28 protein-coding genes are annotated in these 24,198 nt (G+C 65.2%); 10 read left to right on the plus strand and 18 right to left on the minus strand.

Annotation, left to right across the window (positions count from 1 at the left end):
- Positions 1 to 40 precede the first annotated feature (40 nt).
- From ACNQR1_RS17900 to ACNQR1_RS17920, 5 genes are all read left to right on the plus strand, one after another.
- On the plus strand, positions 41 to 703 hold the full coding sequence (locus ACNQR1_RS17900; protein ID WP_036432571.1) for a DsbA family protein: 663 nt from the start codon (positions 41 to 43) through the stop codon (positions 701 to 703).
- Between the two features lie 81 nt (positions 704 to 784).
- The gene (locus ACNQR1_RS17905) at positions 785 to 1,396 is read left to right on the plus strand and encodes a methyltransferase family protein (RefSeq protein WP_036432568.1); all 612 of its coding nucleotides are present in this window, start codon (positions 785 to 787) and stop codon (positions 1,394 to 1,396) included.
- A gap of 20 nt (positions 1,397 to 1,416) precedes the next feature.
- Positions 1,417 to 2,052, plus strand: a complete 636-nt coding sequence (locus ACNQR1_RS17910; RefSeq protein WP_036432566.1) for a class I SAM-dependent methyltransferase — start codon at positions 1,417 to 1,419, stop codon at positions 2,050 to 2,052.
- A 54-nt stretch (positions 2,053 to 2,106) separates the two neighbouring features.
- Complete coding sequence (locus ACNQR1_RS17915; RefSeq protein ID WP_036432564.1) at positions 2,107 to 2,655, plus strand: hypothetical protein; 549 nt, start codon at positions 2,107 to 2,109, stop codon at positions 2,653 to 2,655.
- Positions 2,656 to 2,835: 180 nt separating this feature from the next.
- The gene (locus ACNQR1_RS17920) at positions 2,836 to 3,084 is read left to right on the plus strand and encodes a hypothetical protein (RefSeq protein WP_052773203.1); all 249 of its coding nucleotides are present in this window, start codon (positions 2,836 to 2,838) and stop codon (positions 3,082 to 3,084) included.
- 461 nt (positions 3,085 to 3,545) lie between these two features.
- Here ACNQR1_RS17920 and ACNQR1_RS17925 read toward each other — a convergent pair whose 3' ends face one another.
- The 7 genes from ACNQR1_RS17925 to ACNQR1_RS17955 form a co-directional block, all read right to left on the minus strand.
- Positions 3,546 to 4,244 (minus strand): hypothetical protein, encoded by a 699-nt coding sequence (locus ACNQR1_RS17925; RefSeq protein ID WP_052773202.1) that lies wholly within the window; start codon positions 4,242 to 4,244, stop codon positions 3,546 to 3,548.
- Positions 4,245 to 4,334: 90 nt separating this feature from the next.
- Positions 4,335 to 4,607 carry a hypothetical protein gene (locus tag ACNQR1_RS17930; RefSeq protein ID WP_131721854.1) on the minus strand — a complete coding sequence of 91 codons (273 nt, stop codon included), beginning with the start codon at positions 4,605 to 4,607 and terminating at the stop codon, positions 4,335 to 4,337.
- A 143-nt stretch (positions 4,608 to 4,750) separates the two neighbouring features.
- Positions 4,751 to 4,972: a hypothetical protein gene (locus tag ACNQR1_RS17935; RefSeq protein ID WP_047036708.1), complete on the minus strand. Its 222-nt coding sequence runs from the start codon at positions 4,970 to 4,972 to the stop codon at positions 4,751 to 4,753.
- 330 nt (positions 4,973 to 5,302) lie between these two features.
- On the minus strand, positions 5,303 to 6,751 hold the full coding sequence (locus tag ACNQR1_RS17940; RefSeq protein ID WP_131721853.1) for a hypothetical protein: 1,449 nt from the start codon (positions 6,749 to 6,751) through the stop codon (positions 5,303 to 5,305).
- A 286-nt stretch (positions 6,752 to 7,037) separates the two neighbouring features.
- The gene (locus ACNQR1_RS17945; RefSeq protein ID WP_047036707.1) at positions 7,038 to 7,271 is read right to left on the minus strand and encodes a hypothetical protein; all 234 of its coding nucleotides are present in this window, start codon (positions 7,269 to 7,271) and stop codon (positions 7,038 to 7,040) included.
- Between the two features lie 36 nt (positions 7,272 to 7,307).
- Positions 7,308 to 7,610 carry a hypothetical protein gene (locus ACNQR1_RS17950; protein WP_047036706.1) on the minus strand — a complete coding sequence of 101 codons (303 nt, stop codon included), beginning with the start codon at positions 7,608 to 7,610 and terminating at the stop codon, positions 7,308 to 7,310.
- Complete coding sequence (locus ACNQR1_RS17955) at positions 7,607 to 8,161, minus strand: hypothetical protein (RefSeq protein WP_232490790.1); 555 nt, start codon at positions 8,159 to 8,161, stop codon at positions 7,607 to 7,609. The genes ACNQR1_RS17950 and ACNQR1_RS17955 overlap by 4 nt, the downstream gene beginning before the upstream one ends.
- Before the next feature lie 65 nt (positions 8,162 to 8,226).
- Between ACNQR1_RS17955 and ACNQR1_RS17960 the strand changes: the two genes are divergently transcribed.
- A complete protein-coding gene (locus tag ACNQR1_RS17960) occupies positions 8,227 to 8,655 on the plus strand; it encodes a hypothetical protein (RefSeq protein ID WP_047036854.1) in 429 nt (142 codons plus the stop codon).
- Complete coding sequence (locus ACNQR1_RS17965; RefSeq protein ID WP_052773199.1) at positions 8,652 to 9,539, plus strand: hypothetical protein; 888 nt, start codon at positions 8,652 to 8,654, stop codon at positions 9,537 to 9,539. The genes ACNQR1_RS17960 and ACNQR1_RS17965 overlap by 4 nt, the downstream gene beginning before the upstream one ends.
- 365 nt (positions 9,540 to 9,904) lie before the next feature.
- Here ACNQR1_RS17965 and ACNQR1_RS17970 read toward each other — a convergent pair whose 3' ends face one another.
- From ACNQR1_RS17970 to ACNQR1_RS17995, 6 genes are all read right to left on the minus strand, one after another.
- On the minus strand, positions 9,905 to 10,165 hold the full coding sequence (locus ACNQR1_RS17970; RefSeq protein ID WP_131721852.1) for a hypothetical protein: 261 nt from the start codon (positions 10,163 to 10,165) through the stop codon (positions 9,905 to 9,907).
- 36 nt (positions 10,166 to 10,201) lie between these two features.
- Entirely contained in the window at positions 10,202 to 10,483 is a 282-nt protein-coding gene (locus ACNQR1_RS17975; protein ID WP_087078041.1) for a hypothetical protein, read from the minus strand.
- A gap of 79 nt (positions 10,484 to 10,562) precedes the next feature.
- Positions 10,563 to 10,877 carry a hypothetical protein gene (locus tag ACNQR1_RS17980; RefSeq protein ID WP_131721851.1) on the minus strand — a complete coding sequence of 105 codons (315 nt, stop codon included), beginning with the start codon at positions 10,875 to 10,877 and terminating at the stop codon, positions 10,563 to 10,565.
- A 53-nt stretch (positions 10,878 to 10,930) separates the two neighbouring features.
- A complete protein-coding gene (locus ACNQR1_RS17985) occupies positions 10,931 to 11,320 on the minus strand; it encodes a hypothetical protein (RefSeq protein ID WP_131721850.1) in 390 nt (129 codons plus the stop codon).
- A gap of 34 nt (positions 11,321 to 11,354) precedes the next feature.
- Positions 11,355 to 14,342 carry a bifunctional DNA primase/polymerase gene (locus ACNQR1_RS17990; protein WP_047036696.1) on the minus strand — a complete coding sequence of 996 codons (2,988 nt, stop codon included), beginning with the start codon at positions 14,340 to 14,342 and terminating at the stop codon, positions 11,355 to 11,357.
- 77 nt (positions 14,343 to 14,419) lie between these two features.
- Positions 14,420 to 14,839: a hypothetical protein gene (locus ACNQR1_RS17995; RefSeq protein WP_131721849.1), complete on the minus strand. Its 420-nt coding sequence runs from the start codon at positions 14,837 to 14,839 to the stop codon at positions 14,420 to 14,422.
- A gap of 32 nt (positions 14,840 to 14,871) precedes the next feature.
- Here ACNQR1_RS17995 and ACNQR1_RS18000 point away from each other — a divergent pair, with 32 nt between their 5' ends.
- The gene (locus ACNQR1_RS18000) at positions 14,872 to 15,189 is read left to right on the plus strand and encodes a hypothetical protein (protein WP_047036692.1); all 318 of its coding nucleotides are present in this window, start codon (positions 14,872 to 14,874) and stop codon (positions 15,187 to 15,189) included.
- Between the two features lie 50 nt (positions 15,190 to 15,239).
- Positions 15,240 to 15,566: a hypothetical protein gene (locus tag ACNQR1_RS18005; RefSeq protein ID WP_047036690.1), complete on the plus strand. Its 327-nt coding sequence runs from the start codon at positions 15,240 to 15,242 to the stop codon at positions 15,564 to 15,566.
- A gap of 466 nt (positions 15,567 to 16,032) precedes the next feature.
- On the opposite strand, the gene ACNQR1_RS18010 is transcribed toward ACNQR1_RS18005, so the two are convergent.
- The 4 genes from ACNQR1_RS18010 to ACNQR1_RS18025 form a co-directional block, all read right to left on the minus strand.
- Entirely contained in the window at positions 16,033 to 17,436 is a 1,404-nt protein-coding gene (locus tag ACNQR1_RS18010) for an IS1380 family transposase (RefSeq protein ID WP_011768002.1), read from the minus strand.
- 121 nt (positions 17,437 to 17,557) lie between these two features.
- Positions 17,558 to 18,523, minus strand: coding sequence for a transglycosylase SLT domain-containing protein (locus tag ACNQR1_RS18015; RefSeq protein WP_052773198.1), 966 nt, complete (start codon positions 18,521 to 18,523; stop codon positions 17,558 to 17,560).
- A 26-nt stretch (positions 18,524 to 18,549) separates the two neighbouring features.
- A complete protein-coding gene (locus ACNQR1_RS18020) occupies positions 18,550 to 20,814 on the minus strand; it encodes a hypothetical protein (RefSeq protein WP_131721848.1) in 2,265 nt (754 codons plus the stop codon).
- Positions 20,815 to 20,862: 48 nt separating this feature from the next.
- Positions 20,863 to 21,216 (minus strand): hypothetical protein, encoded by a 354-nt coding sequence (locus tag ACNQR1_RS18025; protein WP_047036689.1) that lies wholly within the window; start codon positions 21,214 to 21,216, stop codon positions 20,863 to 20,865.
- Between the two features lie 151 nt (positions 21,217 to 21,367).
- Between ACNQR1_RS18025 and ACNQR1_RS18030 the strand changes: the two genes are divergently transcribed.
- Entirely contained in the window at positions 21,368 to 22,891 is a 1,524-nt protein-coding gene (locus ACNQR1_RS18030) for a hypothetical protein (protein ID WP_052773196.1), read from the plus strand.
- An 8-nt stretch (positions 22,892 to 22,899) separates the two neighbouring features.
- Here the strand turns inward: ACNQR1_RS18030 and ACNQR1_RS18035 are convergent, their stop codons facing one another.
- Positions 22,900 to 24,129, minus strand: coding sequence for a PPE domain-containing protein (locus tag ACNQR1_RS18035; RefSeq protein ID WP_047036687.1), 1,230 nt, complete (start codon positions 24,127 to 24,129; stop codon positions 22,900 to 22,902).
- Positions 24,130 to 24,198: the final 69 nt, after the last annotated feature.

A 24,198-nucleotide genomic window follows, 5' to 3' on the forward strand; every position in this document is an offset into this window, starting at 1 on the left:
CATGCGATATAGCCGCCGATCCCACGAAAGAGGTATCTGAATGGCGCGCGCCAGCCGCATGTTGCTCACCGCGTTCGTCATCGCCGCGATGGCGATCGGTGCGCTGGTCTACCTGTCGGTGCGCGACCGTGACTCGACCGCCCCAGCGCAGTCCGATACCAGCGAGATCGGGCAGGTGGTGCGGGAGAACAGTCACCGGCTCAACTCGGTGCCTGAGAGCAAGGTGACGTTCGTGGAGTTTCTCGACTTCGAATGTGAGGGTTGCCGCGCGGTTTACCCGGAGATCGAAAAGTTGCGGGCTGAATACGGGGACCGGGTGAATTTCGTGATCCGCCACTTCCCGCTGCCAGCGCACGTCAACGCCGAGCGGGCCGCCCGGGCCGTGGAAGCCGCCGCCCAGCAGGGCCAGCTGGAGGCGGTGTATCGCAAAATGTATGACACCCAGGCTCAGTGGGGTGAAAAGCAAACCCCGGCCGATGACGTATTCCGTGGATTCGCAGCAGAACTCGGCCTGGATATGGCCGCTTTCGACGCGGCCTACGCCGATCCCGCCACGCTGGAGCGCATCCGGCTCGACATGGCCGACGGCCGGGCCTTGGGGGTGCAGGGCACGCCGACGTTTTTCCTCAACGGCACCCGCATCCAACCGCACAGCTATGAAGACCTCGCCAAGGCCCTTGATCAAGCGCTCGCCGAGAACTAACCGCGCCGTCCCACGTCCATCGGCTTTAACGCCCATCTCCACATCGGCACCTATCCCAGTCCCGGCCAGGAGGTTTCACCCATGCCCGCCACCGCGCTCATCTTCTACGTGATCTTTGCCGTCTTAGGGTTCGGCTGGCGCAGTTGGACCCAATACCGCCACACCGGATCCACCGGATTCCGCGGCATCCACGGTCGGCCCGGGTCGCTGCAATGGTTGGCCGGTGTCGGATTCATCGCCGCCATCCTCGCCGGGGCGGCCGCGCCCCTGCTGCAACTGCTCGACATCCTCACCCCGATGGCCGTGCTTGATGCGCCGTGGATCCAGACCACCGGCATAGTGCTGGCCGTCGCCGGGATCGCCGCCACCGTCCACGCCCAACGCGACATGGGCCCATCGTGGCGCATCGGAGTGGACCCCAGCGAAACAACCACATTGGTGCGCCACGGCGTGTTCGCGCTGGTACGCAACCCCATCTTCACCGCCATGCTGATCTTCGCCGCCGGCATCACCCTGATCACCCCAAACCCGCTTGCCCTGGCCGCCTTCGCCGTCTTGTGGGCCACGATCGAACTGCAGGTACGAGTGGTCGAAGAGCCCTACCTCAACACCATCCACGGCCAGGCCTACCGGGACTACTGTGGGGCTGTCGGCCGGTTCGTTCCCTACATCGGACGCCGCCTGACCGTCTGACCGCCGACGCGAGGTGAACCATGCCCACCGATGATCGCACCGCCCGCTGGAACCGGTACTGGGACAAGAAATCTCGCACCTATGACCGTGAGATCGGGTTCTTCGACCGCCACCTGTTCGGCGACTCCCGCCAATGGGTCTGCAGCCAAGCCACCGGCGACGTCCTGGAGGTCGCGATCGGCACCGGACTCAACCTTGCCTTCTACCCCGAGAACGTCACCCTGACCGGGATCGACTGGAGCCAGCAGATGCTCGACATCGCCCGCCAACGCGCCGCCGACCTCGGTCACCCCGCCACCCTGCAACAAGCCGACGCGCATCACCTGCCGTTCGACGATGCCAGCTTCGACACCGTCGTCTGCACCTTCGGGCTCTGCGCCATCCCCGACCACACCCAAGCCCTCACCGAAATGACCCGAGTCCTGCGCCCCGGCGGAAAACTCATCCTCGTCGACCACATCCGCAGCAGCACCGCCCCAGTCCGAGCCGTGCAGCGGGGCCTCGAACTATTCACCATTCCCCTCGGCGGCGAACACTTCCTACGTCGCCCCCTAGAGCACCTGCGGGCCGCGACCGACCTCGCGATCGACCATCGTGAGCGGTTCACACTCGGCCTCGTCGAACGCGTCGTCGCCCACAAAACCCCTGCCACCTGACCTGCCCTGCAGCCAAGGGGTCCGAGCGGGACACCATCACGAAAGCAGCCGCACATGACCGAATTCACCAGACGCGCCGCACTTGCCCTACTCAGTGGGGCAGGGGCGATCGCCGCACTGGGATACCTGTTGCGCACCAACAGTATTCGCATGCCCACCGGGAACGCCAACGGTCCCGGCATGATGGGCGGAGTCTCCGGCACCGACATGGATCGCTACATGACCATGTTCGCCCGCCACACCGAACTGCGCCGCACCGTGGAAAACATCCCCGGAGGCATCCGTACCACCACCGAATCCGACGCCCCCGATCTCGTCGCGCAACTGCACGCCCACGTCTCCTCGATGTATCAGCATCTCGACCAAGGCGCCGAAGTGAGCTGCATGAGTCAAAGCCTGCCCACCCTGTTCCGCCATGCAACCGACTACCAGCGGCGAATCACACTGACACCTAACGGAGTTATCGCCACCGAGACCTCCTCCGACCCCGAGCTCACCAACACCATCCGCGCCCACGCACACGAAGTCACCGGCTTCGTCACCGACGGCATGCCCGCCATGATGGGCCCGATGATGGGCGGCCGCGGAATGATGGGCTCCTGAATCGTCGCGTCAACCAGAACGCACCAACCAACCCCTAACCGGAAACACCAACAGCCTAACCTGTTTCCGATCAGGCCCGACTAGATCAGATCGCCTCAGCGGGAACAACAGTAAACATCAGAATCTGACCCCAGATAACATCACCATGCCGGACACCGCATAGTCGTAGTCACGGCTCGCATGTACCGCTGGGAGCAATCCACCCGCACGTGGCTCGACCGGCACATGCCGGTGCCTTACGCGGGCCCATTCATGCGTGGCGACAACGACTTCCGCGCTGACGTGGAGGTCAAGCGCGACATCCATCGAATACTCACGCGCGATCACGGTTTCCGCATCGTTCACTGCATCGATGACAACCCGGAGATCGTTGCGCTCTGGACGGAACTCGGCATACCCACCACGGTCGTTCCTGGCTGGACGCAGTGATGCACCGGTGTTCGTGCGGTGGACGAAGCGCCGGGTCGAGCAGCGAACACCGCTGCGTGGATGTCCTCGGCGGCTACTGTCAGACCGTCATTGGCCGACACGTTGTCCAGCTGTAGGGCGCCATCTGCGCAGACACAGCGGACCCGGTAGACGATCCAGAATCCCTTCTCCGCTTGATCTCGCAGCTCGACCAAATCGCCAACGGAGAAGCTGCGGTCGCGAAAGTCGTTCGGCTTCCACGATGTCATCGCTTCCTCCTCACTTGGACTGTTCCCATTCACCCCGGTACACGACACGGACGTCGGACCTCATCGCGCGAGGCCCCCAGCCTGTGTTTTTCCGAGCCTCGTTCTCGTCCTTCTTCACAGTGAGGACGGTCGTGGAGAAGGGGCGACCCTCGGTGTCGAGTTCGTCGCAACTTACCTGCCAGCGATGCCATACAGCGGCCACAATCGAGACCCTTACCCTCGGCGTGCCAGAGCGCCAAGATCGGCCATCTTGAGCGCGCCGAACACCGCTGCGGCGTTGTATCCGAACGAAACTGGGCCGTCCTTGGGACGGGTGAACGTCGCTTCCAGCAGGCCATCGTTCGTGGCCACGGCGAACACTTCCACCCATCTGTCAGTGGTCTCGAGGAGTGCGTGTGCCTGCGTCGGGTCCAGCACCGAGGTGCCCACCGCGGCGTTGTGGTAGTCGGTGGTCTGGTCGGGCGCGGTGCGGCAGGTGTCCAGGTAGCGGCGATAGGAAGCCAGCGCGTAGCTGGAGGCGTTGATGCCGTTATAGCCGGCACCGGAGACCGTGCCGGCCCACCCTTCGGTTCCCTCTGGGTTGCTGGGTCGCAGCTCAGCGACGAACACTGGGCTGGTCGCCGCTGCGCGGTGATCGAGATCGGTTTCAGCGGGGATCCCGTCGACAGAGCAGGACGCTAGGCCAGGCAGTACGCCGCTGGTGCGGTCATGACCCAGTACCGGCTGCCAGCCGGCGGCCGGCAGAGGGAGGTCTGCGACCGAGATGACTGAGAACGGTTCCTGTGCGGCGATGACCCCGCCCAAGACCTGGGAATCAGAGTCGGTCGGGTCAGCCTGAGCCGCTGACGCGGTGAACACCGCGACGGCGCCAACGAGGGCGGCAGCGCTGGCGAAAATGCGGGTGAGCTTCATGAGCGGTGACGGTAGGTGTTGCCCGGAGAAGGGGGATCCAGCGGCGCGCTCCGCTGGAGCGGGTTGTGGTGCGCCGGCATGCCTCTGCGTTTACCGGGGCAGACCTGTCTGGTCGATCACCAGCTCCAGCGACTCACCTTGTGACGGATCGGCGTAGCGGCGGGCGAGATAGGCGTGCAGGTCGCGGTACTGGTACTCGACGGCCGGCGGCTGCTCGCGCACCCACTCGATCGAACCCTCGTCGTGCTCGCCCACTCGCATGTAGGTCATAAGGTTGCCGGGGTTGCAATCCGCAGCGGAGTCGAGGAAAACCGCCACGGGCTCCCCGCCGCTGAGCACGTATGCCACTCGGTAATTGGTCATGGTGGCCATGCTGCTGTGGTCGCGGCGCTTGGGCCCGCTGCGGCGCGTCAGGGCAGCTCGATGCAGCGATGGGTTAACGGTCACTCGCGACGAAGCTGCAGGGACCGGATACCCGTCGGTGTCCGTCAGGAGCGCTGCCGCGCTCAGTCGAACGCCTTCCAATGCTGGCCGACGTAGCCGATGACAGCGTCCATGTCGGCAACAGATTCTGGAGTGGGCATCGCCGTCTTCACGGCGCCTGCTGCGCAGTGCAAGTCTCGGTGCGAGACGTACTGTCCGCGCACGTAGTCGATGAAGGCGCCGCGCGTCTCTGGACGGTCCTGATACTGCGCGCACAGGGCGCGGAATTCGTCGTGAGTGATCATCGCCTTGGGCCTTTCCCGTCGGGGTGCAACGGGAAAGATGCTGCGTTCTAGCGACGCCACTGACTGTCTGCGGCGCGGTCGGGATACACCGGAACCCTGGATCGGCGCCCGTGGCGCAGCCCGGATCACGCCTGGTAGTTCCGTCTGTAGCGCCGTCCGTAGTGCCGGGTGTGCACCGTGCGCGGCGGCGGGTCTGGTTGGCTCCGTGCAAGTCGTGGCGGCGGGCCGGTCTGGTACCTGGACCTGGACACCCACACAGGAGAAATTCTGCGTGCCGCTGCAACTCCCGAGCAGAGCGTGTTCAACGTGGCTGGCCCGCACGGGTTTCGACTATGCAGCGGCGGCCAGTGCGAACAACTCCATCTGATTCGGATCGTTCGCAGTCAACAGTGTCACGTCCTCGATGTAGTCCGAACCCTCGGTCAGCAGCTCGGCTGCGTCCGCCAGTTCCACGAGCTGCCACTGCCGCTCGATGCGCTCAGCGAAGCTGCCGGTGGGAAGATCACGTGCGGCGCGGGCACGATCGATGATCGCGTCGGCCACTGCCTGCATACGGAGATCGTGGTGTTGGTGCAGCATTTTCACGTGGGTCACCATCGCCTCGACCACGTTCGACTCCGGCAGATAGACCCCTCCGGAGGAATAGGTAGCGACACCGTCGTACAGGTCGAACGGGTCGTCGCCAATCAGATGCCGGGGACGCAACAGTCCGTCGAGAATGACCTGGTGCCGGATCGGACCGCTCGACGGGAAGACTTTCCACGCCGCGTCGGTGTCTTCTTCCCAGCGTCGCGCCGCGGTTTCGACGGCCTCGGAGACTTTCAATGCCCTGCGGTGCGACGCGCGGGTCGCGAACGCTGCAACATCAGAGCTGGAGAACACAGTCTCGATGTCGGTAGCCACAGCCTCGCGGGCTTTCCGTTCGTCGCCGTCGGCCCGCGTCAGATAGGCCTTCCAGTTCACCTCGCCGATCGCCTCAGCCGGGGTGTCGCACCGTCCGATGTGCACGCCATGAGCCAGGACCGCGTCGGAGTGGGTGGCGAAGAATCGGATATCGACGTCGTTCCCGGACAGTCGCGTGTACGCGGCGGCTATGTGGGTGGCGGTCGCGGGGTCGATGTTCTCCTCAAAGCCGTCGGCGGTGTGGAAACTGATCTGTGGAGCAGTTTGTCGCCCCGTGCTTTTCTTCCGGGTGGGCGCGGTATTTGACACTGTCTCGGCGGTGGTGATCGAGTTCTGCTCGGCGGCAAGCCATTCCGACCATTGTTGGCTGTCACCGGCGTCGGCGCGGTCTTGCCGTGTCTCGGCGACGAACAGGTCGGCGATCTCTTGACGTCGCCTCGCCCGGTCAGCCTCGATAGTACCGAGTTCGGAGACGGTCAGGGGAGCGTTGCCGACGCCGAGACCGTCACTGGCGGTGTGCTCGTGCACCTTGGCGTAGCTGGTCCGCAGATCGTCCAGCTCGCGAGGAGGTGCGATCACGCCGACAAACAGCGGGTGCAGCGGTTCGTACCCTCGGGAGTGCTCGTAGTTCAGGATGGCGGCCCGCTGAAGGGTGTGTTCGGAAGGAACGTGACCGGCGTCGGCTGCTTTGGCGCCGGCCAGTCCGCGCAGTGTTCCGGAGATGTCGTGGGTGACGTGCGTCGACGGGGACACTGAGGATACCGTGGCGGGATCCAGCCCCAGATCGGTGGCGATCGGTGCCAGCGCGGAGGCGGGTGCGGCAGCGATGACCGAGAGCACACCAGGACCTGCGAACTGCGCTGCTGCGGAAGCCAAGTCGGCACGGTAAGTCTTCATCGCGGCCCGACGTTCTCGGTCCCGTTGTGGATTGTGGGGGCAGCGGCGCTTGGCGGTGCGGCACATTGGCGGCGTCTCCTTATCTGGTGCGGGCGACGGTCCCCGCTCCGGTCAGGAACGTAGCGCGCAGCGCCGACAAGAGCAGGCCGCGCCACAGCTCTCGCACCCGCCACGTGAAACGCCGAGAAGTGCCGCACCGTAGACGGATTCACCGCCCGGACTGATGTTGGCAGCCGGGACACAACAGCATCTTTCCTGGTGTGGCTCAGTTCTCTTCGATCCGACAGGTGATCGCGTATTCGTCGAAGTCGGTCCAGTCGCTGCAGGTCTGCACAGCGACACGCACCGTCTCCTGGTCAGGGATCGAGGTATGAGCGACCAGGGCATGGACGAGGTGATCACGGGCGCCGTCGAGTGTGTCGCTGGTTCCGGCGATGAATGCTCCGCGGTCGGGGTGCTCGTGTGTTGGGTACAGAGACAGGCTCCAGGTGTACGCCACGGTGTTTGGACTCCTCTTTCCGATCCGCGATCTGTCTCAGTCCTGCATAAGTCTCGGGGCCTTGCCGCTCGCCTGAGCCGTCCAGCTGCTAAACGCCGTGAAGATGGCGGCGTTGAGAACGTCTTGGAGAACTTCAAGGTCGACATGCAGCATCGGGTCACTGATCCCGATGTAGGTGATGCATCCGCCGTGCACGGCGACCGCGACGTGCGGATCGTCGGGGTCATCGACCCCGATCCCTACCGCCTCAACGCTGGGGAACGTCGCCTGAGTCCATGCCTCATCCGCATGCACCGCTGAGTCGATGGCTTGCTGCAGCTTCGGGGATAGCGCGGTCATCGCGGTGCCGGTGCTGCGGGCAGCGTCGAGGACGTGGTGGGCTCGCTTAAAGGACCCTGCGTCGAGGTCGCTTCGGCATCGGCTCCACCGGAGACTCCGCTGCCGTTGGAACCCGGGTAGGGGGCCAGCGGCGCGGTGTAGGTGGGTATTTCGGCGTCCGTCCGCGCGGGGGCCGCCGGTGTCGCGCTGGACGTGGCCGCTGCGGGGACAGGGGCGCAGGTGTAGGGGTCGAAGCGGCTGGTGGACGCACCGGAGGGTCCTGCCTCCCCGTCGGCTGACACGGTGGCCGTGCTCGGCGCGACTTGGCCCTCGGAAAGCTGCGGCTCCGCGGCGGTATCGGTCACTGCGATGTTCGGTGGCCCGCCGGCCACCGGGGCGCATTGGCCGGGAGCGACGGTAGCGGTGACGGTAACGGTCGCGGGGGTCACGCGCACGTCAGTGGTCTCGGATTCGGGAAGTTCGCTGCCGGGGTCGGCGACAGCCACGGTGACCGCCGCTGACAGGGCGATGGATACAGCGGCGGGGATCAGAAGGGCGGTCTTGAGCCTCATGGCGCGCAACGTTAGGCACGCGCCACTGCCTTCCACGAGCGCGGCGCGTCGTTACGGTGGCGCAGGTGAACACCCCCTCGATGCTGGCACGCACCGCGGTTTACGCGTTGCTGGGCCAACTGCTGGTGATCGTGGTGGTGGCAGCGGCGGTACCGGGTGGTTCGTCGTGGCTGGTGCTGTCCGGATTTGCCACCGCCTACTATGACCGAAATCTGTTCGCAGTGCGCATCGCGGCGCTGCCGTGGACCGATCCGGCTGTGTACGTGTCGATCCAGACCACGGTGCAGATGTCGATGGTCGCACTGGTGATCGCGGGGGCCTCGACGTTGGTGCGTACCAACCCGTGGCAGCACGGGGTGCTCCCGGATTCCAGCGCGCCGCGCCGCGACAAACCCAGCCCCGCGGACACCCACGCAGCTGGACCTGCACCCGCCCCCGGACTTCCTCCCGCCGCTGGGCCCGGGGCAGGCCTGTCGGGAAGTGGCGCATCATGATCACCGCCCCTGCGTTGCGCGCGTTGGCGCGACGGGCACTGGACACCCGACAACCCCTCAGCGCGTTGCGTGACGCCTGTTTGCGATACCGACGGCTGGCGATGCTGGCCGTCGGGCTGGCAACGGTTGTGGGTGCGGTGATGGGTGGGCTGGTGTTGGTGGCTGCTGTGTCCTCTCCAGCTGCCGCTCCGGTTGCGATTTCAGGGGTAGTGCTCACGAAGACGGCCGATCTGTTCGAGCCGGGCGGAAGCGACAAGCTCTCGGGGGCGGAGCTGGCCGAATCCGGTGCCGATTCGAAGATCAAGTGCCTTCCGATCCCACCGATGCGGGTGGATACGCAGGACGTGACAACGCCACCGGACCCGGTCGAGGGTGAGATGTCTCAGACACCCGAGGCGGGCCCGGTGCTGGCGCCGCTTCCGATCGCGGAGGATGGCTCACTGGAGCGCGCTGACGCCCAGACGCTCATCGACCCCGTTCCTCCCGGCACCAGCACGTTGGTCGCCCACGTTTGGTTCCTGTATCGGCTAGCTGGCCTGGGGGACTGGGACACGTTCGTGGCCGCCTACCATGCCGCGGATTTGCATGAGGACGACGAATCAGCTGATGCCCCACTGCAGCAGGTGCAGGCGCTCAACACCGCTGGTGTAGACCTAAGCCGGTACCGGCTTACCGCGGCCTCATTGAGCGCAGCGGGGCAATACACGGGCCGGCTGAACGATCCATACCCGGAATACCGGGAACTGGTGGCGATCGAGCTCGCAGCTACCTGCCTTGGTGACGAGGATGTCGCAGCGTCCCAGATGACGATGCCGCCGCCATCGACTGCCACACCACCGCCGGCTCCCGTTGCGGCCGCACAGATCCCGGAACCCCACGAGTGACGATCGCAGATGAACGTGTTAAGGAGTGGCGTGGCATGTCGGATGCTCACCGTTATTGTTACCGGACGGCCCGCGGGGTTTCCGTCGGAGCCACTCGAACGACATGGAAATTGGGGTCTACTTCCTGAATTTCGCCCACAACCTTCCAGTTCTCCGGAAGCTGGGCGAATGCCCCCGCTACGTCGGCGACGTCATGCGCGATGAGGTCGCGTCGGAAGTTGATACTCAGTCCGCCTCGAGCGTGGTGCTCGCCGACGGTCAGGGTCGGCTGGTGGTACGTCGCAAACTCGGCCCACCAAGTGGAACCGCATTCTCCGTTTCCATGATGTGCTCAGTCTCCTTGCCGGCTCTGCTATTTCGTACCTTCACCGGACGTCGTTGATGGCATCGAGGAGCTGGTCCACGATCAGGCCACTCCCCGCCGCGAACCGGCGCCCATCGCCGGCCAGCGCCACGCCGTGATCGAGCAGGTCTCCGCGCGTGAGAACGATACGGCCGCTGGCGCCGCCGAGGAACGTCGACGATGACGTAGCGGTCAACCGATTGTCTCCGTCAACCACCAACAGGTCATGGCGCGGATCCATGATCGCCAACGCGTGCACTCGCGTGAGCGGAGGTTGCTTCAAGGGAATCTCCTTGTCTCGCGTACCTTCTGTGGACACTTATCCGCGCAGTCCGTTCGTTCGGTTTGACTTGCGTACATCCGAGGTCACCACCCATAGCTGGCACGCCAACAAAGCCCCCGTAACGCCGAGCCAGGCACCGTGGAGACCTTGACCACCGATGCCAAACACGATATTGATCGCACCGATGCACATCGTCAGAACTCCAACGATGACCCCGCCGCGGAGGCTGAGCGCACGGCCGGACAGGCCCGCTTGCAAGTTCAGTGCACCCACCAGTATCAGCGCTATTCCTAGGGCGATCGTCATTTCGCCAATCATCAAGCCTTCCTCTCTTTCCGGTTATTCGAGTGTCCGTGGGCTCTGACAGCGGATACCTTTGCCGATACGATTCGCCGGTCTATCGTTCGGCCAGTTTCCGCTGCGCTGCGTTGTCGACTTGAGTCTTCAACTTGCGTTCTGGTGAGCGCCGGGCGGCGACGATCAGCGCTGCAAGCATCAGCGAGCTTGCGAATGCTGCGATGTAGACGCCGACCGGCGGCGGCGGACTCGATGGAGCCGCCAGGTGGGCACCGATCAGCACGCTGGAGCCAGCGAAGGTGAGAGCGACCGACAGAAACACGAGAGTGGCCCAAATGTTCTTCGACACTTCAATTTCTCCTTGTTGTTGGTGTTCGTACTCGTTCGGCTGCGTGCAGGACCCGCGTGAATCCATTCATTCATCCTCCATGCGTCAGGCAGTCGTGCAGACTTCCCCTGGACACCTGCTCAGGCAGCGGCACGCTGGGAATGGGAGGCCGTATCGCCGAGAACCTGAACCTCGTAGCGGAAAACGTCCCCGTCAGCGTCTGTAGCGTTCACAGAAACCAACAGGTACGCGGCTTCGGTGGCACTGCGTTCATCCGCAGCGATGATGGTTGCGACGATATCCGTCGACACCCACCACAGCGGCTGTTCGCCGTGATGTCGGTAGATCGCGGCCCGTGTGCCGGCAAGGCCCGCGTCTTCGATGACAGCGTCCAGCCCGTGAATTGGTCCAGTGCACAGGCGCACACCATAGGTGGAAGCGCGGCGGGCCGCCTCTGCGTCCTTGGCGCCGATGAACCGGTGCAATGTCACGCGGCGCTCGAAGCGGTCAACGGATCCTGAAGTGTTCACCCGTTCATCGTATCTCTATTTTAGAGAAATTCGTCTATCCGATCGAGGAGATCGGCGGGGCCGGACGAAGCGGGGTTACCGTGTTGTCCCCCGGCTCGGTGCGCAACGTGAGCACATACGTTCTACCGTCGTCGGTCGGAGCCATCTGACCGGCCGACACCATTGACCGAACCGCCTCGCCTACAAAGTCCGGATTGCCCAGCGGGGTGTGCTCCATTTCAGCGGCAAGTGCATCGATCGTCAGTGGAATGCGCTGCCGGGTCAACGCGAATGCAGCATTCATCACCGCAGCGTTGGCTTCAGCGCCACGGGTCCGCGACTCGGTCTCGTAGGCCGCATCAGCGTGTCGACGCATGATCCCTTGTTCCTTGCCTCTCTTGCGGGCCTGCTCGTCGCGCACCGCATCTGCCACGGCGACAAGCTCTTTGATGACTCTCCTGCGCACCTCCATGACCGCCTCGGCGGCGTACCAGTGCACATCCTGCGGCTGGGCTAATCCGTCCAGCACCGCCAACACCACACAGACCTTGAGCTGCTGTAGCAGTGCGTGCCGGTCAGCGATCGCGCTGGCACGGTCCGCTACAGCCTCAGCGGCGACATAACCTCCCGAGGGACTCATCGGGTTGGCAGTAGCGCTGCGCCACAGTTCATCGTCCATGAACTCTTTGGCCGCCGGGGGCGGCTTCACCCATACCGGGGGGCGAGGACCGCCGGTCTGCGGAAGCATTGACGGCGCACCGCCGTACCAGTAGACCGGGGCGATCTGCAGCCTCTCGGGGTAGTACCCGCCACGCATCGGCATCCGTTGAGCGCCCAGCCACAAAAAGCGTTGCGGGGTGCCGCGATCGGATTCACTGAACAGAGGTGAGACCGCTTCGGGCTGGGCGCCCAGGCGGATCCCGAATCGGTAGGTGTGCGCGGTAACCATCGAGTGGCGTTCCCGGTCGGAGGTGATGTTTCCGACATCCCCACCCATCCACATCTGGCGGTAGAGGCCGGTGGCCTTGGTGCCCTGGCGCCCCATCTCAGCAACGAACACGTCGATCTCGTCAGAAGACAGCAGCACTGAGTCGCAGGCGCGCTCCTCGCCGACGCTGCCGATATGCGGAGCTTCTCCGTCTGCCGATCGGTCCTCGGCTGCCTCCACCGATTCGCCGCCGGCGCGGGGGAACAGCTTCAAGATCCCTTCACCGGTGCCGACCGGGACCATCATCACCCCTGGGACCAGCGTGTCGGAGGCTGTCAGCGTCACCGACTTGCCCGAGGCAGGGGGGCCGACCAGCACGCTGTAAAGGTTGATCGAGGTCCCCGCTCCAGTGGGTCCGGTCTCGGCGGGGATCGACCCGTCGGCGGGGATCAACCGCACAGTCGGCGGGACATTGGCCGCCACTCGCGGCAGCAGCGCGCCCAGCATTCCCCACCGGCCAACCCCGCGTGCATCGGCAGCCGCGGCGACCTGAGATAACCCTGGGGTCGCGGTGAAGATCCACTCGTGCTCAATTGTCTCGTGCGTTTTGCGGTTGGCGATTGGGGGGAGCATCTCGGCCCACTGTGTGCGGGTGCTGTGCACCGCTGGAACGTGCTCGGGCGTGCGGGGGAACGGGTACTCGTAGATCTCATCGTCGCCAGGTATCGGCATGTCGGCGACGTCGCTGATTTCCGGAAAGCGCCGCACCTTACGCGGTTTCGGCTGTGGCACAGAGGCAGGCATCGGGGGAGGTGCCGGCCGGGGGCTTAGCGCTGTAGCGCCATCGGTCAGCGAGGGGGCCGTCTCGGCGTGGACAGCCGCCTCCGGCGGCCGAGTCACTTCGATCACCGGTGGAGTGGGCGCGCCGCCGGCGATCGGTGACGAGGTATACATCTCGTCACTGTTCTCGCGCACGACGCCGTCACGTGCCAGCGCTTCGCGCAGGCCCTCGGCGGCTTGCCGGAGCAGCTTGGCGCGGGTATGCGCACCGCTACGTTCCGCGTCGGCAGCCTGTTGTTCGTAGTGTTCGGGGAGTACTGGCGCCAGCGACTCGGAACTGCCTCCGATCGAGATCCCGTGCGCGCGGCCGGCTTCGACGACACTGCACCCGCGCAGCTTGGCCGCAAGCTCCAGCCGCGAGACGTGGTCGCCGGGCAAGCCGAGCTGGGCGATCATCGTTGCGCTCCACACGTGTGCGCCGTTGCCGACTTCGCAGCGGTCGTGCAGCGTCATGGATTTCTCGTTGTCAGACCCTGCCCAGTGCGCGATGTCGCACCCGCAGCCGTCGACCTGCCCGACCAGGGTGATGCGGTGATCCCCGGCGATCCAGGTCTCCCAGGAGACCGCGTCGACAGCATCAGTGAGCTCGATCGAACGGGCATCGGCAGTTACACGGTCATAAACGGTCTGCGGCCGCGGCGCCAGGCATCCGTGCAGCGGTTCCAGTCCTGCCGGAACGGGCACGCTGCGATCGAACAGCCACGCAGGAGCCACATCGAGATTCAACGCAGGGTCGGCGCCATAGGCGCTGTGGTCCAGCGGGCCGCCTTGTGCGGCGGCGTAGGAGTATTGCGGAGCCTCGGCAAGCTTCGATCCGGGTGCGACGGCATAGCGGGTTCCGGCCAGCACATCGATCAGGCCACCGCCAGGCAGCGAAATCCCCATGGCGTCGGCAGGCAGGGTCGCGGCGTCCATGCCGTCGGGGACGCGCAGCCAGGTGTGCGACCCGCCCCACTTCTTGTTGTGGGGTTGATTCATCTGCGCTTTTGCCGGAATGACGGTGACACGTAGCCCCGCATTTTGCACGGCAATCGTGGCGTGGGTGTTCTCGGCGTCCAAGCAGATCATCCGGCTCAGCGACAGGTTCACACCGACGTTTCCGCCGCGGTGCATGTGCTCTGCGATCTGGTCCACGGTGTAGGCGGGCGCGAACGGCCAACCTGTCTGTGTCGGTCTCTTTAGCTGTGCCTTCAGTGGCATCAGATGCGCACCGAGTGACACCATCCTGGTCAACGTCACAGTGTCGACCTGTGGGGTGCTGGTGTCTGGGCTCATCGCGCAAACTCTCCTGGCCGGTGGTTTTGACAGCGCCTCGGGCAAGGGTGGGAGATGCCTGAAACGCGCCTGCGACGCTACGTTGAAAGGGAGGAAATGCCGGTCTTAAACGCAGAAACCGGAAACGGCGTGTCGTCTATGCCGATTACGTTTCCTTGCAATAATTCGAACACGTGTTCCGGAACGGCTGGAAGCGTGAGGCAGCGACAGATAGGCGGTGCACCGGGGCCATGGCGACAATCACCCCCATCGAAACCGCAGGTTCCTCTGCGCCGCCCGAGCGTAACGCGGAGGTGGACAACGAAATCGCCGCGAAGCTGATCCGCGTCGCTGTTCAGCACGGATGGGTGGTGCACCAGCGCACGGCCCGGTACTTCACCGCTCGCCGCATTCGTGAAGGCGTCAGCACGGGTATCGGGATACACGTGTCTAGTGGGCGCATCCATGCCAGCCGGGCAATCACGGTCGATCGATCCGCCGGGGTCGATGACGTTCACGGCTGGTTGGTTGAACCGTCAGGGGAGCTCGGATGATCCTGCCTCCAGAGATCTGCGCACACGAGATTGATGTCCGGGAGGGGCGGCCTGTTGACCTCACAAAACTGACACACCACGGAGAACTCCGGTTCCGCTGGTCGCTGCACGTGAACGAGCAGGACGCGGCGGCGTGTGTGCATGTGTGGTCCCCCGCTCTATGGCGGTGGAGCGAGGTGTGGTCGCTGAACAACACTCAGCCGATCCTGGCACCCGCTGACCCCATGTCCAGTGCGGCCGACAAGGCTGCGGACTGGGGCCTGCTTTTCGCGGAGTTGGCGAAGTATGCGACAGAGCTCTTCGAAGGCGGCTGATCGATTCCCGCGCACCGCTATATCTCTAAAATGGAGAGTAGTATGGCGGCATGGGCTCCGAACAGATCCTCGGCGAGGTCACGGCAATTTCCGCCACGACGCGGCAAGAGATCGCAGCCTGTCGGGCGCTTGGACTCGGCTACTGGTCGCAGGCTCCGCACCCCGGGTGCGTCTGGGCGATTGACGATGAGCGCGTCGCGCATCTGGTACGAGTTATCGCTTCCCGCAATGCGGTGCAGGCGAAGTGCGGGCGGAACGACGCGCCCCTGAGGCCGCGCGTCTGTACGCACACAAACGCGCGAATCACTTTCGGCTCGGCGCTGGCACCCGACCCGCCGACGCTATTCGACGACGACACCAGTCTCCTAAGTGCCTGACGCAGATGACGGCACATCAAAACGAAGAGGAAGCCGCAACGCTTTGAACGACACTCGCCACGAGAATCGGCACGGACCATCAGACCTCGCACGCCTGGCCTCGATCCTTGATCAAGTCGCTGCCTCCGGCACGAACCTGACCCCCACGAACAGAAGCTCCCGCCGCGCTGCCGCACGGACAGCGCTGCGTCAGGCCCGCGCCGAAGAAAAAGCAGCACACCGGCGAAACGAGGCGAACTGATGGCGCTGATGGCGAATGCCGTGCGTCGCGGCACCGTGTCGCCGCCGTCACCCGGTCCGACTGACAAGGCACGACAACAGCTTCCGGCTTAGCCTCAATCCGTGGACTGACTTGAGTGGTGTGGTTCGACGGTGATTCTGACGGCGGTTTGTGGGGTGGGCAGGATGTAGCCGCTGGTCTGCCCAGCTTTTCCTGTGTGCTTCGGTGGGGCCTGTTCGGCGACGGTTAGACGGTTGCGGTAGCGGGTGGGCTGTAGCCGATGGTGTTGCGCCACAGGGTGAGCCAGTGCTCGGTCCAGGGCCAGTGGCTGGGTAGGTGCAGGATGGGTCGGCGTTGCGGTCGGGCCAGCCGTGCCGGGACGGTGATGATCGTGCGTCGCAAGGTGGCTCCCCGGGCCACTGCGTGCGCTCCACCGGCAAGCACACCGGCGGCGCGCAGCAGATTGTGGGCGATGGCCCCGCAGAGCACCCACGCGGAGTTGGCGCCGAATTGCCCGGAGGGCATGTGGGCCAAGGGGCCGGCGATCAGGTCGGCGAAGACAGTTTCGATGATCGCGTGTTGACGGTGGGTGATGTCGGCGTCGGCGGTTGGTAGGTCGGTGTTGGTGAAGAACGGGTGATACCGCCAGACCGGGAACAGGGCGTCGCGGAAGCGCGCATCTTTGACCCGACGTACCACCAGTCGGGCGGTGAAGCGGTCTGTGGTGGCCGCGAATGCGGTGTAGCTGATTTCGGCGACTTCGGCATCAGAGATCCACTCTCCGGTGTCGGGATCACGCACCGCGCCCGGGTATTTCACCGGTGTCCACGCCGCGTCGTCGATGGCGTTGATGGCCCGGTTGATCGCGCTGTTGCGGCCCATGACCACCGAGAATTGCGCACCATGGCGTCGGCAGGCGCCGACGACGGCGCGGGTGCCGTAGGACGAATCGCCGCGGACCAGGATCTGGCCGGTGACCCCGGCCGCTCGGGCCGTGGTGATGGCCTGGGCGACCATTCGACCGGCTCCTTTACCGGAGCCGGTCTTGCCGGCCCGCAGCCGCATCCCGGCGATCACCGGCGCCGCACCGGGGGTGCTGATCGTGGTCGCCAACGGCGAGAGTCCTTTGCGCAGGACCTGCTTGCCAGCGATTTTGGTGTGTCCGTAGGAGGCGCCTTGTTTGGCATGGCCGTAGACCGGTCGTAGCAGGGAGTCGATGTCGATGAACACACCGCTGTCGGATCCGGGTAGCAACTCAACGCGCCGGCAGAGGGCGGCCAAGTGTTCGCGCAGGACTGATTCGAGTTGGCGTGCGTGTCCGAAGGTGAACTCCCGCAACAGGGTTCCGATGGTTGATGGTGCGTACACATCGCCGAAGAGTGTTTTCATGCCCCCGGCCCGGACGATGTTGAGGTCATCAATGCTGTCGGCGCCGGCGCACATCCCGGCGATCACCGTGGCCAGCTTCGGTGCCGGATTCGCTGACCCGGATTTGATCTTCGGCGCGGGGATGAAGATCTTGTCAGCCAACAGATTCGGCAGGCCGGTCTGCTCAGCCAGTGTCATCACCGGCACCAGTCCGGCGCACGACACGAGATGATCCTCATCGAAGACCGCCGACGACGCAGCGAACCCGTGGGACACTTGCACTGGAAGTGCCTTTCTTAACTGGCCTGATTGATGCGTAGAGAACACCAATCCTCCCAGCTCAAGGGGCACTTTCCTTATATCGACACCCACCTACACAGGCAATTCATCGGTGGATCGAGGCTTAGTATCCCTGGTATCCACCCGTACCGACACCTTGACGCGACATGAACGCGCCGAGACCCGAACCGTCAGCCCCGACCTTGTAAGTGTCCATGACGTAGTTGATCGAAGCGCTCGCCGAGGCGACCGGATCGTAGATCGAGTTCGACGTACCTGCCATGTGGTAGGCCGCGAATGTGGACGGAATGCACTGCCACTGACCGCGGCTGCTGTTGGACGGTAACCCATCCTCCATAATCATTCCGGTCGCGTTGGAATCCCATCCATTGCCGGCGTTCGGATTTCCGCCGGACTCGCCTTGGGACATGTGCTGATACAAGGCCTGCCACTGCTCACGCAGGGCAGGGTCATCAGGGATCCCGTTGATGGTCAGCGCCTGATTGATCACGGACGCTGTTTCCTGGGCCGTTAGCGGTCCACCGGGGTACTTCGCCAGCGACACTTGCGATACGTCAAGGGGATCGGGGTTTTGTGGCGAGGTCGCCGAAGAGCCTGCGAACGGATCGTCGCTGTGAGGGAAGATTCCATTGGCGCCATCGGATTCGGCCTGCGCGCGCGACGCTTCGATCAGCGCTGCCAGAATCTGTGGGTCGATACTGGTGACACCGGCTGGCGGGGTTGCGGGTACCGGGGCCGGCATCGGTGCGGGCGAGGGAGCCGTTGGTGCGCTCTGCTGGGGTGCCGATGACGGAACCGTGGGCATCGAGCCAACATTGTTGACGCCCTTGGCGCCCTTGTTGTCGAGATCCTCGACACCCTTGGCGAACTTGTCGGTCTTCTTTGTGCCGTCTTTGACCTTGTCGCGCGCTCGCTCACCGTCTTTGGTGGTGTCATCGACTGCCGCCGTCAACCCTGGATGCACCCCCGGGGCTGCGGGGGTTCGGTCAGCATTGCCGGGAAGCGTGCTGTCGGCCTTCTGCGCCCCGGAAACAAGCGCCGCTCCGTCGCTGCTGATCTCACCGGCCATCAATCGTTCCTTCCGTGTATCCGCACTTACTTGACCGCACCCGGATCCAGCCGCGGCGCCGTTGACGACGGGACGTCGGTTCCGGTGCCGGTGTCGGTGGCCGCGGCGTTGGCCGGCCCACCCTCGCCCTGGCGTGGCACACCGGGAGTTCCGACGGACGGGATGGCCTGCGTCCCGGATTCCGGCGCCACGGCAGGATCGGCCGGGGCCCCCGCGGGTGCGGCCGGTGATGCGGGCGATCCGTCGGCCGGAACGTGTGGCTCGGGGGTCCCGCCGGGAACGTCGAAGGTCGTCGCGGCGGGAGCCTGACCGGATACCGGTGAGGATGCGGCACCGGCATCTTCGAGATGGAAGTACGCGGCGCGCTCACCCATGTCCTGCGGCAGCGCGCTCGCGTCGACCACCTTGTACTCCGACAGGTCGTAGAACGCGCCGTCGCCGAGCAGCATGAACTTCTTGTCACCGGTGTCGAGGATGTCGCCGGGCTTGGCGTCGACCGGTGCGACCTGCTGCCCAAGGTCCTGACCCGGTACCGGAGGCTTGAGTCCGGCCTGGGCAGCGGCATCGGCCAGCGACACCGGATGCGTCGGATCGGCGGCCGCCAGCACCTGCGCCAGCTTGGCGCTCTTGGCGTCGGGGAAGGTGACTTTGCGGTCTTTCACTTGAACCTCTCTGCTTTGCTCGGGTGCGACCGCCGGCTTGGCGGTCGGTGGAACACCGGTCACCGGCGCGGCGGGGGCAGTCCCCGCGGTGACCGGCGCAGTGCTCGCCGGCTTGGCCGTGTCGGACTTCACCGCGGTCAGCGGCTCGGGCTTGCGGTCCTCGCGCTTCTTGTGGTCCTTGTCGTCATCGAGCAACTTCTTGGGCTCAGAATCCGGTTTCGACGATGCTGGGCTGTTCAACGGGGTGCCGCCACCGCCGGAGCCGGTCGACGGTGCGCCCATCGGTGTGCCCATCGAACCGGCGGGCGGGGTTTGGCCCAGCTTCGACAGCAGATTGCCCAGGTCTGACTTGTCGCTTGTGCCGGTGTCTTTCACCGACGGGCTGGTCGGCGATGGGGGTGTCGGGGCCAGTGGCGACGGATGCGCGGTGACCGGGGTGGTGGCGGTCTTGTCGTGCGGGCTGGCGGTTGCCGACCGTGCCTGTACCGGGGCCGGGATCGGGCCGTCGAACACGGTCGCCAGCTTGTCGGCGGCGGCCTGCACTTTGGTCAGCTCTGTTTCGAGGGTGTTCTTCAGCGTTGTCGCCGGTGATTGATCGGTCAGCGCGCCGTGGTCGGTGAGCTGGTTGCGGGCGTTGCGATTGGCGGCCAGCAGCGCGTCGTAGGCGGATTCGGCTGCCTTGGACCCGGCGCGCAGCTGCGCCATCACCTCAGGGACTTTGTCGGGCAGTGCCGCGATCGCCGAAAAGTGCGGGGCCAGCTTCTGGCGGTACTGCTCGAAGTAGGGCTCCCCGGACTGGGCCATGGTCTGATCCATTTGATGGAACAAGTCCGCGATACCGGTCAGCCACGTTTTCACCGCGGCTTCGACCTGCGGGGTATCCAGGGTCAGTGCCGCCGGCGGGTTCGAGTTCCACACCGAGCCGTTCGGCCCGTCTTCAAACCCGAAGATGTTGCGCTGCACCGTCGCCAGCGCCGCGTCGACCTCTCGGACCCCTGCGGCCTCACTGGCCGCGGCGGGCAACATGTGTGTGGAAGTGCCGTCGGGGGCGTCCCACAGTCCGTAGCCGGCGCCGCCGTTGCCCCACAGGTGCCAGTCGGGTCCGAATGCCTCCCACGCCTGGCCTGCGCCCAATCCGATCCATCCGATGGGCCCGGGGATTGCGCCGATTGTATTGAGAAGGGCACCGACAACGTCGCCGTCTTTGAGGTCTTGCGCGGCGAATCCGAGGCCGACGACGGTGCCGATACCGGGCACTGCACGGGCACCTATCTTCAAGGCACTCTTGGCCATTCCCTTGGCGCCGAGTTTCTCGATCCCCTTGTCGAGAACATCGACACCCCTGCTGTACTGGGCCTTGTAGAGGCCCCCGGCTCCCTTGACCGTTCCGGTCGCGGTGAGCTTGCCGGCGGGCTTGGCGGCGCCGGCAGTTGACGGAGCTGGGGCTGCCGGTTTGGCCGCATTCGTCGTTGACGTGGTGTTGGTAGCAGCGGCAGGAGTATTCGCTGCTGCTGTTGCGGTGCCCGGTGCCGATGCTGGGGGAGCGTCAGCGGCAGGCTTGGTCGCGTCACTCGTTGCGGCGTCGTGGGTCGGGTTGGGGACACCCTGCGACCCTGTGGACTCACTCACGATCGGCTCTCCTCATCTGACTGGATCTGCGGACGGAACGGGTCACGTCTAGCCGCGGCTGCCGGCGACGAAAGCGGTGACGAAGGCGGCGAAAGGGAATCCCGGCTGGTAGGTGTGGGCGACAGCGTCGTAGACCTCGCCGTCCTGAATCATCAGGCGTCCCTGCGTGGCTCGCGGTATCCGTGCCGGTGCCATTTTCTTCGACCGGATCGTGGCGTCCAGCCGAGCCATCGCGGCGTCCAGATGTGCGGCTACCGCTGCCTTCTGCGCGGCGGGGGACGGTTCCCGCACACCGGTCAGGTCCAGCAGCACCACCGTCTCGTCGGATGTGGCGGCCAGTGCCGAGGCCAGAGTGTGCATGTACAGCAGAGTCCCTCGGCCGGCGTCCTGGATCGGAATCATGGCGGGCACAGTAAGTTGCATCCGCCAGTTCTCGCGTACACGGCGCGGGTCGCAGCTGCGCTTGTGTCGGCATCTAGGCGTAAGGTGCGGGCACCGGCGTGTCGTACCGCGGGCACGACCACAACCTCCACGTCTGCATACCGTGTGCATCATGGATCTGACACAGGCCCCGCTTCGCCGCCGGTCAGCGGTACGCGCCAACGCCCTGCGGTTGACCCGTGCACAGAAAGCGATCGCGGCGGTGATGAACGGCGTGGACCCCGATCCCGACGACGTCGCTTATACCGCCGGGCATCGCATCGACGAGCAGATGCTGCACTTGTCAGCCGCTGCTGCCCTTCGGCAGGTGCTACTGTCACGTCCCTCCCGGACCCGCAGGGCCACTGAGTCCGATCAGCAGGTCGTCCTCGATGCCTATTACTTGGCGCTGGCACTGGCCGACGCCGCGGCGGGCCACCCCGACACACTCAACGCTGCCGTGGCGCGCCCGTGGCGTGAGTGGTTCGCCGCGGCGGCGTTGGTGGCACGGTTGCAGACCCGGTTCCTCGAGCACGCCTGCAGCCAGATCGAGATGACCGCCAAAGACGCCCCCGCACCGGCGCCGCTGGCCGGCGTACTCGCGAGCGATCTGCTTTCCAGCACCGGAATGCTCGGCTGCCGGACTGCGCTGCTTCCCGACTACGCCACCCGGGAAGACTCCCGTCGTACGACAGGGATGCGCTGGCTGCGAGCCACCTCGACGGTCACCGTCGCCGGACACCCCGCAACGGTTGTGGTCGACGCGGGACCCGATGCGCTGCCCGGCGCATGGACCGCACGAATCGCCGCACCTCTGGAGATCACCGCCGGCGTTGGGGACACCCGCAGCCCGACGCGCTGGCCTCGGGAGGTGGTCACGGACTGCTTGCGGATGTGTTCACCGGGTGTTCGCAGCTGGGTGGCCTCGATGACGCGCCGGCTCAGTGGCGAAGCGGGCGAGGAGCTGGTGCTGCAGCCTGGGGCCGCACCGGGAAAATTCCTTGTCAGCCCAGCGGCGGCAGCGATCGCGGAATTGGTCGGCGGTCAGCGCTCCGAAGAGGTTGCAGCAACCGGCCCGTTCGAAGCACTGGCCGCAGGCGAACTGCCACTGGCGCCGGACACCTCCATACGGCCGGTGGAAGCGCCGCCTGGGATGCTCGCCAGGATGCGACACGGTGGTGATCCAGGCGACGAGCTCAGCGCCGACACCCGCCTCGAGGATTACGTCACGCTTCCGAACGTGCACCGTGACGAGATAACGCTGCTCGCTGCTGCAGAGCCTTTCGATTTCGGCACTGAAGTCGAAGTCACCATCAACTTCGCGACCCCTCCATGGCAGGACGTGAGCGCTCTGGCCGCAGAGTTGCGCAGCGCCGGTGGAGCAACATTGACGGCACCGACGCTGGGACGCATCGACCAGGATGTCGTGCCCGGGGAAGGCCACCGGCTTGCGCTGAAGGCACGCGTACGTCGCGGTGTCGCAGTGCGCACCCGCCGCGGCTACGCGGTGATGCTCCCGGCTGGAACCCGGCTAGCGGTGATTGGCTCAGATGTCACCAAGCATCACACCACGCTGTATGCGGTCTGTGCCCCCGAGCCAGCGGAGCCGGCGGCACTGGCCGTCCTCGGCGGCGATGCAGTGGGAAACGTGGCTTGAATTGCCGCTCAAGTGAACTGCTCGCGCTCGTTACCTTCGGCCGCCCGGCGTGGGATGTCCCCGCTGCCGGCGTACGACAGAACGACCGAATCGGAGCGGCTGCGGTCACGTGCGCCAGCACCAGCGGCGCCGGCTCCTGGTGCCATCCCCGAACCCGGGGTTCCCACCGGGGCGCTGCCGATCACTTTCTCCTGGGCGACATTTGACACGCCGGACAGCACTGTATTCCGTGCACTGACACTGTCACTGGAGCCAGTAGGCTTGGCCATCAACGGCGATCCCATGCCCCCCATTCCGGGGACTCCGCCGCCTCCGCCGGCGCCCATCGAGGCAGGGTTGATCCCGGTACTGCCCAGCGGAAGACCACCGGAACCGGCCAACGTCGCAGGCGCGAAGGAACTTCCGGTCGATCCGCCGTTGAGCAGATCACCCATGCCGGACAACGACCCGAACATCTGCATCGGTGCCGACAGCAGCTGCTGAAACGACTGCGGCAAGCTGGAGGCCATCTGCATCGGGCTCGACAGCACCGAACCGAACTGCCCCAGCATCGAGGTCATGTCCGAGGAGGTGCCGGCCGTGCTCGCTCCCGTATCGGTAACCGCCGAAGTGGCCTGCGTGGCAGCTTGTGAAGCTCCTTGTCCGGCGCTGCTCACCATATTGGTGGCACCTTGCACCGCCTGAGCGCCGTCGGCGACAGCGGACGCCGCATTGCTCAGTGGCGGCGGAGGCGGGATCGGCACCGGTAGCGTGGCCGCCGTGATCACCTCGCCGTAAGTGGTTCCAATCATGGTGTTCTGGGCGGTGTACGCGGCGTACTCTCCATTGAGCTCGCCGATCAGCGGTGTGTTCTGCCCGAAGAAGTTGGTCGACTCGGCTGCCAGCTCCCGCACGCGATTGTTGATCGACTGCTCCGACGGGATCATCGATGTCCGCGACATTCCATAACTTTCGGCAACTACAGCATTGATCGCCGACTGTTTGAACGCGATCGCAGCCATGGAGGCCAGCCAGGTCATAAAGGGCGGCGTCGCCGCTGATTGGATGGCCGAACGCATGCCTGAGATGGACGACAGTGAGGCCATCATTTGTTCGCCAACGATGCCCAGTGTTGCCAAGGTGGTCGACGCCAAACCCATCCATGCGGCCGACGCGGCTGCCCACGTCGCCCCTGTAGAACCGGTTTCGAGCATCCCTGCGCTCAGCTCGGGCGGCAGGGACCAGGGTTGTGCCGTCATTTGCGTCTGCCTCTCATGCAGTCGGGGTGTGCTGGCCAGGGTGCCACCGGGAATCTGTGTCCGACAATG

The sequence above is a fragment of the Mycobacterium sp. 48b genome, assembly GCF_048282725.1.
Taxonomy (GTDB): domain Bacteria; phylum Actinomycetota; class Actinomycetes; order Mycobacteriales; family Mycobacteriaceae; genus Mycobacterium.